The sequence below is a fragment of the Nocardia sp. NPDC003999 genome, from assembly GCF_053604885.1.
Window position 1 is genome coordinate 1 of sequence record NZ_JBSGIB010000013.1, and the last position, 16,979, is coordinate 16,979.

The 16,979-nt window shown below is 69.2% G+C and carries 12 protein-coding genes and 1 tRNA gene; 10 read left to right on the plus strand and 3 right to left on the minus strand.

Features of this window, described 5'->3' with window-relative positions; genetic code table 11:
* Positions 1 to 614 precede the first annotated feature (614 nt).
* Together ACWESM_RS23680 and ACWESM_RS23685 are read left to right on the plus strand one after the other, a co-directional pair.
* Positions 615 to 1,610 carry an ArsA-related P-loop ATPase gene (locus ACWESM_RS23680; RefSeq protein WP_397280859.1) on the plus strand — a complete coding sequence of 332 codons (996 nt, stop codon included), beginning with the start codon at positions 615 to 617 and terminating at the stop codon, positions 1,608 to 1,610.
* Positions 1,607 to 2,746 carry an ArsA family ATPase gene (locus ACWESM_RS23685; RefSeq protein WP_355078679.1) on the plus strand — a complete coding sequence of 380 codons (1,140 nt, stop codon included), beginning with the start codon at positions 1,607 to 1,609 and terminating at the stop codon, positions 2,744 to 2,746. Before ACWESM_RS23680 ends, ACWESM_RS23685 begins: the two co-directional genes overlap by 4 nt.
* A gap of 95 nt (positions 2,747 to 2,841) precedes the next feature.
* On the opposite strand, the gene ACWESM_RS23690 is transcribed toward ACWESM_RS23685, so the two are convergent.
* Positions 2,842 to 3,165: a WhiB family transcriptional regulator gene (locus ACWESM_RS23690; protein WP_014981178.1), complete on the minus strand. Its 324-nt coding sequence runs from the start codon at positions 3,163 to 3,165 to the stop codon at positions 2,842 to 2,844.
* Positions 3,166 to 3,532: 367 nt separating this feature from the next.
* Between ACWESM_RS23690 and ACWESM_RS23695 the strand changes: the two genes are divergently transcribed.
* Entirely contained in the window at positions 3,533 to 5,899 is a 2,367-nt protein-coding gene (locus ACWESM_RS23695) for a penicillin-binding protein (RefSeq protein ID WP_452493707.1), read from the plus strand.
* Between the two features lie 55 nt (positions 5,900 to 5,954).
* Here the strand turns inward: ACWESM_RS23695 and ACWESM_RS23700 are convergent, their stop codons facing one another.
* Complete coding sequence (locus ACWESM_RS23700; protein ID WP_355078681.1) at positions 5,955 to 6,419, minus strand: GatB/YqeY domain-containing protein; 465 nt, start codon at positions 6,417 to 6,419, stop codon at positions 5,955 to 5,957.
* Between the two features lie 133 nt (positions 6,420 to 6,552).
* On the opposite strand from ACWESM_RS23700, the gene ACWESM_RS23705 reads away from it, so the two are divergent.
* The 4 genes from ACWESM_RS23705 (at position 6,553) to ACWESM_RS23720 (ending at position 10,121) form a co-directional block, all read left to right on the plus strand.
* Complete coding sequence (locus ACWESM_RS23705; protein WP_452493710.1) at positions 6,553 to 7,515, plus strand: metallophosphoesterase; 963 nt, start codon at positions 6,553 to 6,555, stop codon at positions 7,513 to 7,515.
* A 932-nt stretch (positions 7,516 to 8,447) separates the two neighbouring features.
* A complete protein-coding gene (locus ACWESM_RS23710) occupies positions 8,448 to 9,119 on the plus strand; it encodes a hypothetical protein (protein WP_452493711.1) in 672 nt (223 codons plus the stop codon).
* A gap of 60 nt (positions 9,120 to 9,179) precedes the next feature.
* Positions 9,180 to 9,253, plus strand: a tRNA-Pro gene (locus ACWESM_RS23715).
* A gap of 145 nt (positions 9,254 to 9,398) precedes the next feature.
* Positions 9,399 to 10,121 (plus strand): SDR family NAD(P)-dependent oxidoreductase, encoded by a 723-nt coding sequence (locus ACWESM_RS23720; RefSeq protein ID WP_397280854.1) that lies wholly within the window; start codon positions 9,399 to 9,401, stop codon positions 10,119 to 10,121.
* A 54-nt stretch (positions 10,122 to 10,175) separates the two neighbouring features.
* Here the strand turns inward: ACWESM_RS23720 and ACWESM_RS23725 are convergent, their stop codons facing one another.
* Positions 10,176 to 10,634, minus strand: coding sequence for a hypothetical protein (locus tag ACWESM_RS23725; protein ID WP_452493713.1), 459 nt, complete (start codon positions 10,632 to 10,634; stop codon positions 10,176 to 10,178).
* Positions 10,635 to 10,826: 192 nt separating this feature from the next.
* Here ACWESM_RS23725 and ACWESM_RS23730 point away from each other — a divergent pair, with 192 nt between their 5' ends.
* The 3 genes from ACWESM_RS23730 to atzF all read left to right on the plus strand — a co-directional run bounded on the left by ACWESM_RS23730 (position 10,827) and on the right by atzF (position 16,880).
* On the plus strand, positions 10,827 to 11,534 hold the full coding sequence (locus tag ACWESM_RS23730) for a GntR family transcriptional regulator (protein ID WP_355078686.1): 708 nt from the start codon (positions 10,827 to 10,829) through the stop codon (positions 11,532 to 11,534).
* 72 nt (positions 11,535 to 11,606) lie between these two features.
* Positions 11,607 to 15,158 carry an urea carboxylase gene (gene uca / locus ACWESM_RS23735; RefSeq protein ID WP_412807664.1) on the plus strand — a complete coding sequence of 1,184 codons (3,552 nt, stop codon included), beginning with the start codon at positions 11,607 to 11,609 and terminating at the stop codon, positions 15,156 to 15,158.
* Complete coding sequence (gene atzF / locus ACWESM_RS23740) at positions 15,159 to 16,880, plus strand: allophanate hydrolase (RefSeq protein ID WP_397280848.1); 1,722 nt, start codon at positions 15,159 to 15,161, stop codon at positions 16,878 to 16,880. It begins immediately after the preceding gene.
* Positions 16,881 to 16,979: the final 99 nt, after the last annotated feature.

A 16,979-nucleotide genomic window follows, 5' to 3' on the forward strand; every position in this document is an offset into this window, starting at 1 on the left:
ATCTCGGCGGCTTCGAACGGCTTCTCCTGCAGGAATTGGGTGGCATCCACGTTTGCGCGACCGCCGCTGGCGACTTCGTCGCGGACGCGGCGGCCGCGCAAACGCGAGCCGGGCCGCGAACGGAACAGGCTCGGTCTCGCTTCGCTCGAAAGACGTGGTTGCGGTGCGCTGGGCGCGTGGGGAGTGGAGCCGCACTACCTCGGTTCGCGGTTGCGATCACCCCGGATTCGGGGTTGCGGTCTCCCGGGGTTTCGCAGTGGTTTTATGGACTGGCGGGGCATTACTCGACCTCGCCATGGGCGCGGCGGCCGGGCGGTCCGAGGCGCACCGCGAATGAGTGGTCTGTCTCACCCGGCTCGGATGGGGTCGGCACGGTCGCCCGCAACCGGCGCCTGTGTCGGTTACGGGAGATCTGCTGGTTCGGCTACTGATTTCGTGTGGTTATCGGCGGCTCGCGGAGTGAGCCCGCAACTGGTTGCGGTGGCGGGGGCAGGGCTGGGAACCGCTTTTGGGTCAGCCCGTCTGGTACGGCCCGTGCCCCGCGGCGGCGAACCAGTTATAGGCTCGCGATCGTGGGAGTACCAACAGCAGTGCCGCTTTCGGAGGAGCCGGAAGTGGGCGCAAGGTGGCCGAAGCGCGCTGAACAGGCCCGCTTGCACTACGTCTCCGGCAAGGGAGGCACGGGCAAGTCGACGGTTGCCGGGGCGCTGGCCTTGGCGCTCGCCGCGGGCGGGCGCCGGGTGCTGTTGGTGGAGGTGGAGAGCAGACAATCGATCGCGCAGCTGTTCGATCTGCCGCCGCTGCCGCCGACCGAGACACGCATCGCCACCGCGGACGGCGGCGGCGAGGTGGTCGCGCTGGCGCTGGACATCGAGCACGCCTTCCTCGAATACCTGGACATGTTCTACAACCTCGGCTTCGCGGGCCGCGCGATGCGCAGGATGGGCGCCATCGAGTTCGTCACCACGATCGCGCCCGGTCTGCGGGACGTCATCCTGACCGGCAAGATCAAGGAGTGCGCGGTTCGCGTGGACAAGTCCGGCAAGCGGGTCTACGACGAGATCGTGGTCGACGCACCGCCCACCGGCCGGATCGCAGGCTTCCTCGACGTCACCAAGGCGATGGCCGAGGTGGCCAAGGGCGGGCCGATCGCCTCGCAGGCCGAGGGCGTCTCGCAGTTGCTGCATTCCGACCAGACCATGATCCATCTGGTCACGCTGCTGGAGGCGCTGCCGGTACAGGAAACCGCCGACGCCGTCGCCGAGCTCACCGCCGCGGACCTGCGCATCGGCACCGTCATCGTGAACCGGGCGACCGAGGGCCAGCTCCCGCCCGAGCTGCGCGCCCGCGCCGCGCAGGGCCACCTGGACGCCGACGCCGTCCGCGCGGGCCTCGACTCCGCGGGGATAAACCTCCCCGACAGCGACTTCCAGGGGCTGCTCACCGAAACGATCGAGCACTCCGCGACTCTGCAAGCACAGGACGACAGCGCCGAAGAACTGGCGAAGGTCGACATCTCCCGGCTCTACCTGCCCGCCCTGCCCGACGGAATGGACCTGGGCGGCCTGTACGAACTAGCCGAACACCTCACCGCACAGGGAGTCCGATGAGCATGCCGACCCATCCCCCGGCTGCCCCGCTGAATATTTCGCGGATCATCGCCGACCCGTCCGCGCGCGTGGTGGTCTGCTGCGGTTCCGGCGGCGTCGGCAAGACGACCACCGCCGCCGCTATCGCCCTGCGCGCCGCCGAAGAGGGGCGCAAGGTCGTGGTGCTCACCATCGACCCCGCGCGCAGGCTTGCGCAGTCACTGGGCGTCGCCGACCTCGGCAACAACCCGCAGCGGGTGGCCCTGGGGCCGGAGGCCAAGGGCGAGCTGCACGCGATGATGCTCAACATGCGTCGCACGTTCGACGACATGGTGCTCGAGCACACCAGCGGAGAGAAAGCGGAGCAGATCTTCGCCAACCCCTTCTATCAGACGGTCGCCTCCTCCTTCGGCGGCACGCAGGAATACATGGCGATGGAGAAGCTGGGTCAACTGGCCCATCGCGGCGAGTGGGACCTGATCGTGGTCGACACCCCACCGTCGCGCAACGCCCTCGACTTCCTGGACGCCCCCAAGCGACTGGGCAACTTCCTCAACGGCCGGATGATCCGGGTGATCATGGCTCCCGGCCGTGGCGTGACCCGGCTCGTGACCGGCGCGATGAGCCTGGCGGTGCGCGGCGTGTCGACCGTCGTCGGAGGACAGATGCTCAAGGACGCGTCGAACTTCCTGCAATCCTTGGAGTCGTTGTTCGGCGGCTTCCAGGAGCGGGCCGAGCGCACCTTCGCGATGCTGTCGAAGCCGGGCACGCATTTCCTCGTGGTGGCGGCGCCGGAACCGGACGCGCTGCGAGAGGCCTCGTTCTTCGTCGACCGCCTCTCCACCGAGCGCATGCCGCTGGCGGGTCTGGTGCTCAACCGCACCCATCCCGTGCTGAGCTCGCTGTCGGCCGATCACGCGCTCACCGCCGCCGACCAGGTGGCGGACTCCGATCCGCTCACCGCGGCGGTGTTGCGGGTGCACGCCCGCCGGGTCGCCACCGACAAACGGGAACAGCATTTGCTGCACCGCTTCACCGGCGCGCATCCGCGGGTGCCGATCGTGTCGGTCACCGCGCTTCCGTTCGAGGTGTCCGATCTCGACGCGCTGCGCGTCGTCGGCGATCAGCTCACCGGCACGGCCCGCGCGACCGCCTGATACTTAGGCGTATCCGCTATTGCTCCGAACGGAAATAACAGTCCTGAAACGAAACTGAGCCCGCTTCCGCGGGCTCTGTTTCGATTTCGCCGGGGCTACATCGCCACTTGATGCTGGCGCTGGGCCTGGAAGAAATCGGCCCACGAGGTCACTTCCGGATGCTGCTTCAACAGGGCGCGACGCTGCCGTTCCGTCATGCCGCCCCACACACCGAACTCGACGCGATTGTCCAGCGCGTCGGCACCACACTGCATGAGCACTGGACAGTGCCTGCAGATCGTCGCCGCTTTGCGCTGCGCCGCGCCGCGGACGAACAACTGATCGGGGTCCACTTCCTTGCATCGGGCCTGGGCTACCCAGGCGATCCTTGCTTCGGCCTGCTCCACGTCCAATCGAGCGATGGGGGTTGTCATGTGCATTTGGTGTGCCCCTTTGCAGTCCGAACACCGGGTCAACGGCGCTCCAGAATCGCGTTGTCACCGCGCAGCACCCAAACCCCGCTGCGAAGTGCACCACATTCCACTTTGAGTGTTAGCTCTATCACACTGGGTTCTCAATCTAGGTAAAGGTATGGCGCTTGCGCAAGACCACCTCGAGATTTTTTGGTACGTCCGTCCCTGCAAAGCCCTGCGCGCACTGGACGGGCAGGCAGATTGCGTTCGCGCCCTCCCGCGACACGCCGCGCACGATCACGCGACACGCCCATTCCGGTTCGTGAACAACCAGTTCCGCGCTCCGGACAAATGCCGCCAAGAACGCCGGAATGGCAACCCGTAGTCTTGATTCGTGCCGATCACACATACGCTCGCGCGGCTGGCCGGTAGCTGCGTGCTGGCCTCCGTGCTCGTCGCCGGGTTGTTGTTCCCGCTCGCCGGCGGCTTCGGGTTCGTCTCCAACCGTGCCGCCGACGCTGTCGACAACGTCTCCTCGGAGCTGGTCGAGGGAACGGTGCCCGCGGTCTCGACCATGGTCGACGCGGCGGGCAATCCGATCGCCTGGCTGTATGAGCAGCGCCGCTTCGAGGTGCCCAGCGACCGGATCTCCAACGACATGAAACTGGCGATCGTGTCCATCGAGGACCGCCGCTTCGCCGAGCACGAGGGCGTCGACTGGCAGGGCACGCTACGCGCGTTCCTCACCAACTCCGCCAGTGGCGAGGTCCAGCAGGGCGCCTCGACGCTGGACCAGCAGTATGTGAAGAACTTCCAGCTGCTGGTGGTCGCCAAGACCGACGCCGAGCGCCGCGCCGCCATCGAGACCACTCCGGCCCGCAAGATCCGGGAGATCCGGATGGCGCTGACGCTGGACCGTCAGCTGACCAAGGACGAGATCCTCACCAGGTACCTCAACCTCGTCCCGTTCGGGAACTCGTCCTACGGCATCCAGGACGCGGCGAAGACCTACTTCGGCGTGGACGCGGCCGAACTGAACGTATCCCAGGCCGCGATGCTCGCCGGCATGGTGCAGAGTTCGTCCAAACTGAACCCCTACACCAACCCGGACGGCGTGCTGGCCAGGCGCAACACGGTGCTGGACACCATGATCCAGAACATTCCCAGCCGCGCCGAGGAGTTCCGCGAGGCGAAGACCAAGCCGCTGGGCGTGCTGCCCGAACCCAAGGGCCTGCCGCGCGGCTGCATCGCGGCCAACGACCGCGGCTTCTTCTGCGACTACGCGCTGGAGTACCTGGCCAACGCCGGGATCAGCCGCGAACAGATCGAGAAGGGCGGCTACCTGATCAAGACCACCCTCGATCCGGCCGTGCAGGACTCGGTGAAACGAGCGGTGACCGACGCGGCGAACCCGAACCTGGACAACATCGCGGAAGTCATGTCGGTGGTCGGCCCCGGGCACGACACGCACCCCGTGATCGCGATGGCCAGCAGCCGCACCTACGGCCTGAACCGAGACGCGAACGAGACCGTGCAGCCGCAGCCGTACTCGATGGTCGGCGACGGCGCGGGCTCGATCTTCAAGATCTTCACCACCGCCGCGGCCATGGAGAAGGGTCTCGGCATCGACGCCCAGCTCGACGTGCCAGGGCGGTTCGAGGCCAAGGGGATGGGTAACGGCGGCGCGCGCGGGTGCCCGGCCGCCACCTACTGCGTCGAGAACGCGGGCAAGTACAAGTCGCCCATGTCGGTGACCGAAGCGCTGGCGACGTCGCCGAACACCGCGTTCGTCAAGCTGATCCAGGCCGTGGGCGTCACCCCGACCGTCGACATGGCGGTCCGGCTCGGCATGCGCTCGTTCACCGAAGCGGGCACCTCCGGCCACGGCAACCAGAGCCTGGCCGACATGATCAAGGAACAGAACCTCGGCTCGTTCACCCTGGGACCGGTCGCGATCAATCCGCTGGAGCTGTCCAACGTCGCCGCGACGCTGGGGTCCGGCGGCCGCTGGTGCCCGCCGAACCCGATCAAGGAGGTCGTCGACCGTCAGGGCAAGCAGGTACCGCTGACCCAGCAGGCCTGTGAGCAGGTCGTCGAGCCGGGCCTGGCCAACACCTTGGCCAACGCCATGAGCAAGGACGACATCTCCGGCACGGCGGCGGGCGCGGCCCAGTCGGTGGGCTGGAACTTCCCGATGGCGGGCAAGACCGGTACCACCGAAAGCCACCGTTCCTCGGCCTTCCTCGGCTTCACGAACGCTCTGGCCGCCGCGGTCTACGCCTACGGTGACAGCCCGACCCCGGGTGAGATCTGCTCGTTCCCGCTGCGCAACTGCGGCGACGGCAACCTGTTCGGCGGTAACGAACCCGCGCGCACCTGGTTCAACGCCATCAAGCCGGTGATACCGCTGTTCCCGCCGCCCGGGTTGCCCCCGTTGGACAACAAGTACGTGCGTGGCGCGAACAACGCGCAGGTACCCGATGTCGTCGGCATGACCCAGGGCGAGGCCACCTCGGCGCTGGTCGCCGCGGGCTTCCAGGTGTCGCCGGTGACCGGGGCGGGCGATCGGCCCAAGGGCACCGTCATGGGCACCGCGCCCAACGGGTCGGCGATCCCCGGCTCGGTGATCACGCTGTACATCAGCGACGGCACCGTCCGGGCGGCGCCGCCGCCGGGGCCGCCCGCACCGCCGCCGGGCATCCCCGGGCTGCCCGTGCCGCGGCTGCCACCGATCCCCATCCCGATCCCGATCCCGCGCTGAGCAAGCGAAAGGGGCCGCGAACCTCACGGTTCGCGGCCCCTTTCGCGTCGCCGTCCTACAGCCGCGCTTTCACCGCGGCCGAGATGCGCGAGCCGTCGGCCTTGCCCGCGGCGAGCCCGGTGGCGATCTTCATGACCTGCCCCATCTGCCGCATGCCGGGACGCTCCCCGATCTCCTCGGCGACCTGCGCGATGGCGGTGTCGGCGAGATCGGCGACCTCGGCCTCGGTCAACTGGGTCGGCAGGTACTCCTCGATGATCTGCGCCTCGGCGCGCTCGTTCGCCGCCAGTTCGCCGCGCCCGGCCTGCGTGTAGACCTCGGCGGATTCGTTGCGCTTCTTCGACTCCTTCTGCAGCACGGAGACGACCTCGGCGTCGGTGAGTTCACGGGCCGCCGAGCCGGCGACCTCGGCGTTCTGAATCGCCGACAGCAGCATCCGCAACGTGGAAAGGCGCAGCGTGTCCTTGGCTTTCATCGCGGCGGTGAGATCCGTCCGCAGCTGCGATTTGAGTTCCGACATGCCGCTCACGGTAGCCGCTGGGACGCGGCGGTCCCACTACATTTGCCGCGCGGCCCGATTTCCCGCCGGAAAAACGGGCGCCTGTGCGGAAACACACTCGGCGCTCCTGAGCGAGGTCACCTATGCTGGGCAAATGCCCGTGATCTCGACCTCTGCTGTACGCACGACCGCGCTGGGAGCCGCCGGGGCCGCGGTGGCCGGAATCGGCTACGCCTCGCTGGTCGAACGCAACGCCTTCGTCCTACGGGAGGCGACCATGCCCGTGCTGGCGCCGGGGTCGTCGTCGCTGCGGGTGCTCCACCTCAGTGACCTGCACATGATGCCGGGACAGAAGCTCAAGCAGCAGTGGCTACGGGAGCTGGATCGGCTGGAGCCCGACCTGGTGATCAACACCGGCGACAACCTCTCGCATCAGAAGTCGGTGCCCGCGGTAGTTCAGGCCCTCGGCGGATTGCTTTCCCGCCCGGGCCTTTTCGTTTTCGGCAGCAACGACTACTTCGCGCCGGTGGCGAAGAACCCGCTGAAGTACTTCAAGAAGGACCACCGCCGCACCTACGGCGCTCCGTTGCCGTGGAAAGACCTGCGTGCGGCTTTCACCGAGCGCGGTTGGCTCGATCTGACGCACGTGCGCCGCGATCTCGAAGTGGCAGGCATCCGCATCGCCACCGCCGGTGTGGACGACCCGCACTTGCAGCGCGACCGGTACGACACTGTCGCGGGGGCCCCGAATCCCTTGGCCGACCTGCGGCTCGGCCTCACCCACTCCCCTGAGCCCCGAGTGCTGGACCGTTTCGCCGAGGACGGGTACGACCTGGTGCTCGCCGGGCACACCCATGGCGGCCAGTTGTGCCTGCCCGGCTACGGCGCCCTGGTCACCAACTGCGGGATCGACCGGTCCCGGGTGAAGGGTCCGTCGAAGTGGGGGGAGCACACCCAGTTGCACGTCTCCGCGGGTGTCGGCACCTCACCGTGGGCGCCGTACCGGTTCTGCTGCCGCCCGGAGGCGACCCTGTTGTCGCTGGTGGCCGCGCCGCCGAAGCGGCCGGGCGCCGACACGGGCCAGGGAGTGTCGGCATCGGAGGCCGTCGCCCGCTAATGTCCCCTGCCGAGACGTGTGGCAGGTAGGGGACAACTGTGAGTGGATTCGACGACCGGCGCGACCCGACGACTCCGGGACGGCCCGCCGGGCCGCCGACTCCTCGGCAACAGCCCTACCCCCCATTACGTTCCGTTCCCGCCTCGGCGGACGGTAGCGACGCTCGACCGCCGCACAGCGGAGCACATCCCGGCGGAACCGACGACTCTGGACGCCCCGCCGGCACGCCTTGGCAGCGCGGCGCTCGGTCGTCCGGCCTGATCCCGGGGCAGCCGCATTCGGGCCCAGCCGAGAACGGCGCGACGCCTCAGTGGTGGCAGCCCGACCCGGCCGCGCAGTGGCAGCCGTACCAAGAGCCCGCACCCACACTCCAGTGGCAGCCGGGCGGGCAGAGCGATCCCGCACCGGCTCGGCCGCAGGGCACGCAGGACGACCCGACCTTGCTCGCTCCGTCGTCGGGTGGTCCCGCGCAACCCGGACCGTCGGGCCACAACGATCCCACCATGCAGGCCCCGTCCCTCGGGCAGACGCCCTCCGGGCAGTGGCCGCCACAGGGCGGTCCCGGCCCCGGTACAGGCGGGCGCAACGATCCGACCATGCTCGGCCAACCGCTCGGCGCGCTCGACCCCTTCGGCCGCGGGGGGCCGGGTCCCGCGCCGGGCTCCGGCGATTCGGCACCGACCTTGCTCGGCTATCCGAGCGCCGATCGATTCGGCCAACCGGCACCGGCCCCACAGTGGCAACCGGGCGGCGGGCCCGGGCAATACGGCACGGCACCGGATGGCCGATATCACCCGGGCTATGGTCCACAGGCCGGAGGGCCGCCACCGAACCGTCCGAGCGGGAGCGGCCGAGGGAAGGTCCTTCTGTCGGTTGGCCTGGCGGTGCTGCTGGTAGCCGGTCTCGTTGCCGGGGCAGTGGCCCTCACCCGCATGAAGACGAACGATCCCGCCGAGGGCGCCGCGCCATCGATGGTGAACGCGCTCAACACCACCACAGCGAGCGCGCCCGCCCGGACCACGACCAGATCGGCCCCGACGACGACCGCGCGAGGTTCCGGCGACAAGACTCCGCTCGTCCCCGGCTATCAGGTGGTCCGAGCACCCGACAGCGGCGCCGCCTACGACGTGCCCGCCGACTGGACGGTGGCGCCGCAGGGCACCATCGGCGGCTTCGGCGAGCCACCGAATGCCGTCGCGGGGAAGGGCTTGGCCAGCGAGGGCAAGGGCTACTGCCCGGGCTCGACCCGGACCGTAGCTTTCCTGACCGGCTCGAACACCTCAGACCCCGGGAAGGCGGCCACCGAACTCGGCACCAGGACCGCCACGCTCGCCTACACCGGGACCCAGGGCGGCACACCCGGCCTGCCCATGCCGCTGGCGTCGCTGGACGGATCACAGCACGGCATGTTCGTGGAGACCAAGGGCACCGTCTCCGACGCCAAGCCCGGCTGCGCGAAGGCGTACTCCGTCTACACCGCCGCGTTCCCCAACGATCAGGGCAACTTCGTCATGGTGATCGCCGCCGACACGGGCGTCCCGCACGCGCTCGACGCCGAGACCGCCAAGAAGATCTTCACCAGCATCCGCCCCCTCGCAGGGTGACTGACCTGCCGGTTTAACGTCTCGGGCACCCCTGTTGTAAGCTACTCCAGGTTCGCTTCACGGGGTGTGGCGCAGCTTGGTAGCGCGCTTCGTTCGGGACGAAGAGGTCGCAGGTTCAAATCCTGTCACCCCGACTCGTGGTTGAGACGACGGGAAGGCCCCTGACCGGTTCACGGTCGGGGGCCTTCTCCGTTGTGCGGCCCTTTGTAGGTTGGTCCGCTCGCATGCGGGAATATCATCGCTGAAACCGAATTCCCGCAATCGACGAAAGGTCGGCAGATGAGCAAGCCCGTCGACAGCGTGCCCGCGGACAGACCGCTGTCCGGGAAGACCGCCCTGGTCACGGCGGCCTACACCGGAATCGGCAGGTCGATCGCGAAAACTCTTGCCGCGCAAGGCGCTCAGGTCGTGGTGCAGCATCCGCACTTCCCCGAGCCCGCCGCGGACGTCGTCAAGGAGATCACCGAGGCGGGCGGCGCGGCGCTGGCACTCGCGGCGGATATCGCCGATCGCGACGAATACGAGGAGCTGGTGCAGGCGCTGCTCGAGGATTGCGGCGGGTGGCACGTGCTGGTCAACACCGCGGCGGTGCCGGAGTCCGAGCCGTTCCCGAAGCTCAGCTCGGAGGTGTTCGACAGCAATTTCGCGGCCACGGTGAAGGGCGTCTTCCACGGCCTGCAACTGGCGTTGCAGCACTTGGCCGACGAAGGCCGGGTCATCACCGTCTGCGATCCCGCCGACCCGGGCGGCGCGGTGCACGAAGCGGTGCGCGGCGCGGTCGAGCAGCTCGGCCAGGCGGTGGCCCCGGACTTCGGGTCCCGGCGGATCACCGTCAATACGGTCAGCTACGGCGCCGGGACGACCGACAACGCGGAACTCGAGACCGCCCTCGCCGCGATGCGGCCGACCGAGCCGGGCGCGGTGGTCGCCTATCTGGCCGGTAACGCGGCGAGCACGGTGAACGCACAGATCATCCGGCTCGACGGCACGGGCGGCCGGTAGCAGGCGCGGTTGCGGCCGACGCGCCTGCGGTCAGCGAGCGCGCCGGCCGGACGCTCAGGCGGTGACCGTACCGCCGTAGGAACTGAATCCCCGGCCCAGTGCCTGGCAGGTGAAGCTGCCGTGGAAGCCGACCTGGCACGACGCTCCGGCGTGCTCGATGATCGGACCCCACTGGCCCGAGCCGGTTTTCACGTCGTTGATGCTGGGGTTGCCACCCGGCAGCGTGTACGGCGCGGCCGGGTCGAAGGTGGGATGCGCGGGCAGCCAGGCCTGGTCGATCACGATCTCGTTCACCGTCACCGGTACCGGGATGTAGGTGCCGCCGACGTAGTAGCTCATGTGCTGGGGATAGCCGAAATCACATCCGACGGAGCCGTCCGCGAAGATCGCGCAGTTCGTGCTGCCCGCCGAGAAGTAGACCGTGCCCGGATCGGCTTGGGCGTTGCCGGCCGCCACAAGGGTCGCCATCGCCGCGGCGGCGAGGGCTCCGGCGATCTTCGTGCTGCGCTTCATACCTTCTCCTTGATGCTTCGCTGTTGGACAACCGACTCGATGAGACTGTCGGGGCTGCCCGGGATTTCGTTTCGCTCCGAGTACCCCGGACGGCGGCCGAACATTGCTCCGACCGGCGCGGTGAGCAGACGCTAACGCGGCGATAACTTACGGTCACTCCATCGAAACGCGAGGTCAATAGCGTATACAGCCATGTCGACACGGATAGCGACACTGGCCGACGCGGCGGGCAAACCCCTGCGCGACGTGGTGTACGAGAAGCTGCGCAGCGAACTCATGAACGGGGACATCAAGTTCGGCGAACGTCTCACCGAGCCGAAACTCTCCACCCGCTTCGGCATCTCGCGCACGCCGATCCGCGAAGCGCTGACCGTCCTGTGCTCGGACGGACTACTCCAACGCGAAGAATACGGATTCAGTCCGGTCCGGCCGAGCATCCCGCTGATCCGCGACCTGTACGAGCTGCGAATCACGCTGGAGCTGGGCGGTCTCCAGCGCGCGATGACCAATCCCGCGGTCACGCACGATCGGGCGCTGCTGGAGGCCGAGCGCGCCGCCTGGCTGGAACTGCGCGCCGACCCTCCGGCCCAGGAGCCCGGCTTCGTGGTGCGTGACGAGGAATTCCACGTCACGCTGCTGACCGCCGCGGGCAACACCGAGATGGTGCGCGCGCTCAAAGCGGTGAATTCCCGCATCCGGCACGTACGCATGTACGACTTCATGGTCAACAACCGGATCGAGACCACCATCGCCGAGCACCTCGGAATCCTGGATGCCGTTCTGGCGGAGGACCTTTCGCTCGCGTATCGGCTGCTGCACACGCACATCGGTGAATCGCTGGACGTCGTGCTCGAGCGGGTCACCCGCGCGATCGCGGCGATGTCGCTGGCTACGGAATAGCAGGGAGCGGTAGTGAGTCTGGAATTCGATACGGTACTCGTCGCCAATCGCGGCGAGATCGCATGCCGCATCATGCGCACAGCCCGGGAACTCGGGCTGAAGACGGTGGCCGTGTACTCCGATGCCGATGTCGGCGCCGCGCACGTCGAAATGGCCGATGTCGCCGTGCACCTGGGTCCGGGACCGGCCGCGCAGTCCTACCTGCGTGCCGATTCGGTGGTCGAGGCGGCACTGGCGACCGGAGCGGGGGCCATTCATCCCGGCTACGGATTTCTCTCGGAAAATGCCGATTTCGCCGCCGAGGTGGAGAAAGCGGGCATCGCGTTCGTCGGACCGACCCCACAGCAACTGCGCGTCTTCGGTGACAAGCACACCGCACGCACCGCCGCACGCGCGGTGGGCGTGCCGCTCATCCCGGGCAGCGACCTGCTCGAATCGGCCGAACACGCGGTGGCGGAAGCGGAGCGGATCGGTTTCCCCGTGATGCTGAAGGCGGTCGGCGGCGGTGGCGGCATCGGTATGCAGGCTTGCTTCGGCCCGGACAAGGTGCGCGCGGCCTACGAGCGGGTGCAGCGCATCGCCGCGGCGAACTTCGGTTCGGCGGGCGTCTTCCTGGAGCGTTTCGTCGCGCGCGCCAGGCACGTCGAGGTGCAGCTGTTCGGCGACGGCAGCGGCCGCGTTGTCAGCCTCGGCACCAGGGACTGCTCGCTACAACGCCGCAACCAGAAGGTGATCGAGGAGGCGCCCGCGCCGGGACTCACCGCGGAATTGTCCGAGCACCTGCTCGCCGCGTCGCGGGAACTGGCCCGCTCGGTCGGGTACCGCTCGGCCGGGACGGTGGAGTTCGTCTACGACACCGACAGCGGCGCCGCGTCGTTCCTGGAGATGAACACTCGCCTTCAGGTCGAACACCCGGTCACCGAGGCGGTCACCGGCGTCGACTTGGTCGAGTGGATGCTGCGCCTGGCCGGCGGCGACACCGCGATGGTGGACGAGCAGCCCGAGAGCGGACCGGCGATCACCGGCCATGCGGTGGAGGCGCGGGTCTACGCGGAAGATCCCGGCCACGATTACCGTCCGAGCGCGGGCCTGGTCACGGCCGCGCACTTCCCGGACGACGTCCGGGTCGACACGTGGGTCGGCACCGGTTCGGAGGTCAGTTCGTATTACGACCCGCTGCTGGCCAAGGTGATCAGCGCGGGCGAGAGCCGAGCCGACGCCTTCGCCGCGCTGCGCACCGCGCTCGGCGCGACCCGCGTCTACGGTGTGCAGACGAATCTGCCGCAACTGCGCCAGGCCGCGGCCGACGGCCGGGTCCTGCGCACCGAGCACACCACGACCACGCTGGCCGAGATCCGCCCGGTCGGCCGCCGCATCGACGTGCTGCGCGGCGGAACGATGACCACGGTGCAGGACCATCCGGGCCGGATCGGCTTGTGGGAGGTCGGCATTCCGCCGTCCGGTCCGATGGACGACCTCTCCTTCACCCTCGCCAACACAGCGGTCGGCAACCCGGTCGGCGTCCCCGCGCTCGAATGCACCTTGCAGGGACCGCAATTGCGCTTCTCCGACACCACGGTCGTGTGCGTGACCGGTGCGCAGGCTCCGGTGACGGTGGACGGCCGCCCGGTGGCCATGTGGGAGCCGGTCACCGTGGCCGCGGGCGCGGTGCTGGACATCGGCGCACCGGCCGACACCGGCCTGCGCACCTATCTGGCGGTACGCGGCGGCATCGACGCGCCGCTCTATCACGGCAGCGCGTCCACCTTCACCCTCGGCGGATTCGGAGGTGTGACCGGTAAGGCGGTGGCCACCGGCGACGTGCTCGGAATCGCCCCGGCGCCCGCCGACACGCTCGGCGCGCCGGCCGCGGTACCGCCGGGTGACCGGCCCGAGTTCACCCACGAGTGGCAGCTCGCGGTCGGTGTCGGTCCGCAGACATCGCCCGCGTACTTCACCGACGCCGACATGACCCAGTTCTGCACGCACCCATGGCGGGTCGGCAGCCACGCCAACCGCACCGGCATCCGGCTGGAGGGCCCGAAACCGGCCTGGTCGCGCACCGACGGCGGTGAGGCCGGGCTGCACCCGTCCAATCTGCACGACAACCCCTACAGCGTGGGCGCGTTGAACGTCTCCGGCGACACGCCCATCCTGCTCGGTCCCGACGGCCCGAGCCTCGGCGGCTTCGCCTGTCCGCTCACCGTGGTGTCCGCGCATCGCTGGCGGATGGGCCAGTTGCGTCCCGGCGACTCGGTGCGGTTCGTGCCGGTCGACGACGACAAGGCGGCCGCGTTGCGCGCGTCCAACGGCAGCCGCGTGCCGGATCTGGTCACCGATACCCGCGCCGCCCTGCGTGATCGCGGCGTACTCGGCAGTGTCGAGGCGTCGCAGGACCGCCCGCGCGTGCGCTATCTGCGCGGCGGGGACGACAACGTGTTGGTCGAATACGGGGAGATGGTCCTCGATCTGGGGCTGCGCATGCGGGTGCACGCACTGGCCGAAGCTCTCGCGGCCGTGCGGCTGCCCGGCATTCTCGACGTGACTCCGGGCGTCCGGTCGCTGCACGTCCACTTCGACCCGGAGGTGCTGCCGCAGCATCGGTTGCTCGGGACGTTGGCCGAACTCGAACTCGACCTGCCCGCCACGACCGACCTGGTGGTGCCGAGCCGCACCATCCGGCTGCCGCTGTCGTTCGACGATCCCTCCATCGCCGAAGCGATCGACCGCTACCGCAGCGGCGTGCGCGACGCCGCGCCCTGGCTGCCGTCGAACATCGAGTTCATCCGCCGCATCAACGGGCTCGACAGCGTGGACGATGTGCGCGCCACCGTCTTCGACGCCGAGTATCTGGTGCTCGGCCTCGGAGACGTGTATCTCGGTGCGCCGCTGGCGGTTCCGCTCGATCCGCGGCACCGCCTGGTCACCACCAAGTACAACCCGGCGCGCACCTGGACTCCCTCCGACGCGGTCGGCATCGGCGGCAAGTACCTGTGCGTCTACGGCATGGCATCACCGGGCGGTTACCAGCTGATCGGCCGCACCGTGCCGATCTGGTCCAGCTACCGGCAGTCCGCGCCGTTCGAACCGGGCACGCCCTGGCTGTTCCGGTTCTTCGATCGCATCGTCTGGGAACCCGTCGGCGCGGAGCAGTTGCTCGAACACCGTGCCGCGGCCGAGGCGGGCAGATTCGACGCCGAGGTCAGTGAGGGCAGTTTCGCGCTCGCCGACCATCTGCGGCTGCTGCGCACGGAGGCCGATTCGATCGCCGAGTTCGAGACCAGGCAGGCCGCCGCGTTCGAGGCGGAGAAGGAAGCCTGGCGGGCGGCGGGTGAGTTCGAACGCGGCACCGTCGCGCCCGTCGCCGCGCCGATCGAAGACCCGTTGGCCGGGCTGCCCGCCGACGCGACGGTGGTGTCCGCGCCGATGATCGGCAATGTGTGGCGCGTGGAAGTCCAGCCGGGGCAGCGCGTCACGGCCGATGCGCCGGTTGCCGTCCTGGAGGCGATGAAGCTCGAACTACCTGTGCACAGCCCGAGCGCGGGCACCGTGCTGAAGGTATTGACCGCGCCCGGCGCCAAGGTGGAGCCGGGCACGCCCCTAGTAGTGATCGGAGTCGACTGAATGCCCGTTCCAGGCAACACGGCAGCCGACCCCGTCGAACGCGTCGCGGCCGCCTATCGGCGGATCGTCGAGGTCGATCGGCCGGAGGTGTGGATCACCCTGCGACCGGAGCGCGAGGTCGCCGCCGAAGCGGCCGCCCTTGCGCGACGGCTCGCCGCCGGAGAGATCTTGCCGCTGGCGGGAGTCCTGGTGGCGGTGAAGGACAACATCGATGTGGCGGGGCTGCCGACCACCGCGGCCTGCCCCGAGTTCGCCTACCAGCCGGAGGTGACCGCGGCGGCGATCGAGCGGTTGCTCGCGGCCGGGGCGCTGGTGCTGGGCAAGACGAATCTGGACCAGTTCGCCACCGGGCTGGTCGGGACGCGCAGCCCGTACGGCGCGGTGCGCAACGCTTTCGATCCGGAGTTGGTGTCGGGCGGGTCGAGTTCCGGTTCCGCGGTGGCGGTCGCGCTCGGCATCGCGGATATCGGAATCGGCACCGACACCGCCGGATCCGGCCGCGTGCCCGCCGCACTGCACGGGATCGTCGGCATCAAAGCCACGCTGGGCGTGATCCCGGCGCACGGGACCGTGCCTGCCTGCGCGGACTACGACGCCGTGACGGTCTTCGCCGCCGATCTCGCCTCGGCGGTGGCCGCGGCGGCGGTGATGGCGGGCCCGGAGCCGCGTGACTCGCGCAGCCGAAGCTGGCCCGCCGACGTCCGGTTGGCCGCCCCGCTCGCGCCGCGCATCGCCGTGCCGCGCCCCGAGGACCTGGCCGCGCTCAGCGAGCCATATCGGGAAGCGTTCGCGCGCACCGTCGCCGCTGTCGGCGAAACCGGTGCGAAGACCGAGGAGATCGACATCTCCGCCCTGCTCGACGCCGCGCTGTTGCTCTACGACGGCGCGCTCGTCGCCGAACGCTATGCCGCGGTGGGCGCGTTCCTGGACACCGCCCCCGCGGGCGCCGATCCCACGGTCGCCGCCATCATCGGGGCGGCACGGCACAAGACCGGTTCCGCGTTCGCCGCCGACCTCGACACCCTCGCCCGCGCCAAGGCGGCGGCCGCCGAACTCCTGCACGGCTTCGACGCACTGCTGTTGCCGACGACCACCGAGCACCCGAGCATCGCGGCGGTGCGGGCCGATCCGATCGGCATCAATCGGCGAATGGGCACGTACACCAACTTCTGCAACCTGCTGGACATGGCCGCCGTCGCCGTCCCCGGCGCCCCTACCGCCGAGGGCGCGCCGTTCGGCGTCATGCTGGTCACTCCCGCCTTCGCCGATCAGGTGGCCGTCGATCTCGCCGCCCGTCTGGTCGGTCTCGACAGCGCGCCGCTGTTCGTCGATCGCGGTGTCGACCTGGCCGTCTTCGGCGCGCACCTGCGCGGGCAGCCGCTGCACTGGCAGCTCGAGCAACTGGGCGCCCGCTTCCTCGGCGACATCCGGACCACCGACGCCTACCGCCTGACCGCACTGGACACCACGCCGCCCAAGCCGGGCTTGGTGCGACACGGAACGGGCCGCGGCGCTCCGATCGAAGGGGAATTGTTCCGCGTCTCCCCGGCGGGGCTGGGTGGCTTCCTCGCCGATTTGCCGGCTCCCATGGCGCTGACCAGCATCGAACTCGCCGATGGCCGCGACGTCGTCGGGTTCGCCTGTACCTACGACGCCGCGAGCGCCGCAACCGACATCACCCACCACGCGAGCTGGCGCGAATACCTCCGACACCGCGCCTAGCTCCTGCGATCCACCAGTGGCCCATGGCCGCGAGAACTCCTCGCCGCCATGGGCCTTTCTCATTCGGGGCCGTTTAGACATTTGTACTAGACATTCGTG

Excerpts from the sequence above, each read along its gene's own strand:
- ACWESM_RS23685 (WP_355078679.1), top strand. The coding sequence starts at position 1,607 with ATGAGCATGCCGACCCATCCCCCGGCTGCCCCGCTGAATATTTCGCGG.
- ACWESM_RS23690 (WP_014981178.1), bottom strand. The coding sequence starts at position 3,165 with ATGCACATGACAACCCCCATCGCTCGATTGGACGTGGAGCAGGCCGAA.
- ACWESM_RS23700 (WP_355078681.1), bottom strand. The coding sequence starts at position 6,419 with ATGTCGGAACTCAAATCGCAGCTGCGGACGGATCTCACCGCCGCGATG.
- ACWESM_RS23705 (WP_452493710.1), top strand. The coding sequence starts at position 6,553 with ATGCCCGTGATCTCGACCTCTGCTGTACGCACGACCGCGCTGGGAGCC.
- ACWESM_RS23710 (WP_452493711.1), top strand. The coding sequence starts at position 8,448 with ATGAAGACGAACGATCCCGCCGAGGGCGCCGCGCCATCGATGGTGAAC.
- ACWESM_RS23720 (WP_397280854.1), top strand. The coding sequence starts at position 9,399 with ATGAGCAAGCCCGTCGACAGCGTGCCCGCGGACAGACCGCTGTCCGGG.
- ACWESM_RS23725 (WP_452493713.1), bottom strand. The coding sequence starts at position 10,634 with ATGAAGCGCAGCACGAAGATCGCCGGAGCCCTCGCCGCCGCGGCGATG.
- ACWESM_RS23730 (WP_355078686.1), top strand. The coding sequence starts at position 10,827 with ATGTCGACACGGATAGCGACACTGGCCGACGCGGCGGGCAAACCCCTG.
- uca (WP_412807664.1), top strand. The coding sequence starts at position 11,607 with ATGCGCACAGCCCGGGAACTCGGGCTGAAGACGGTGGCCGTGTACTCC.
- atzF (WP_397280848.1), top strand. The coding sequence starts at position 15,159 with ATGCCCGTTCCAGGCAACACGGCAGCCGACCCCGTCGAACGCGTCGCG.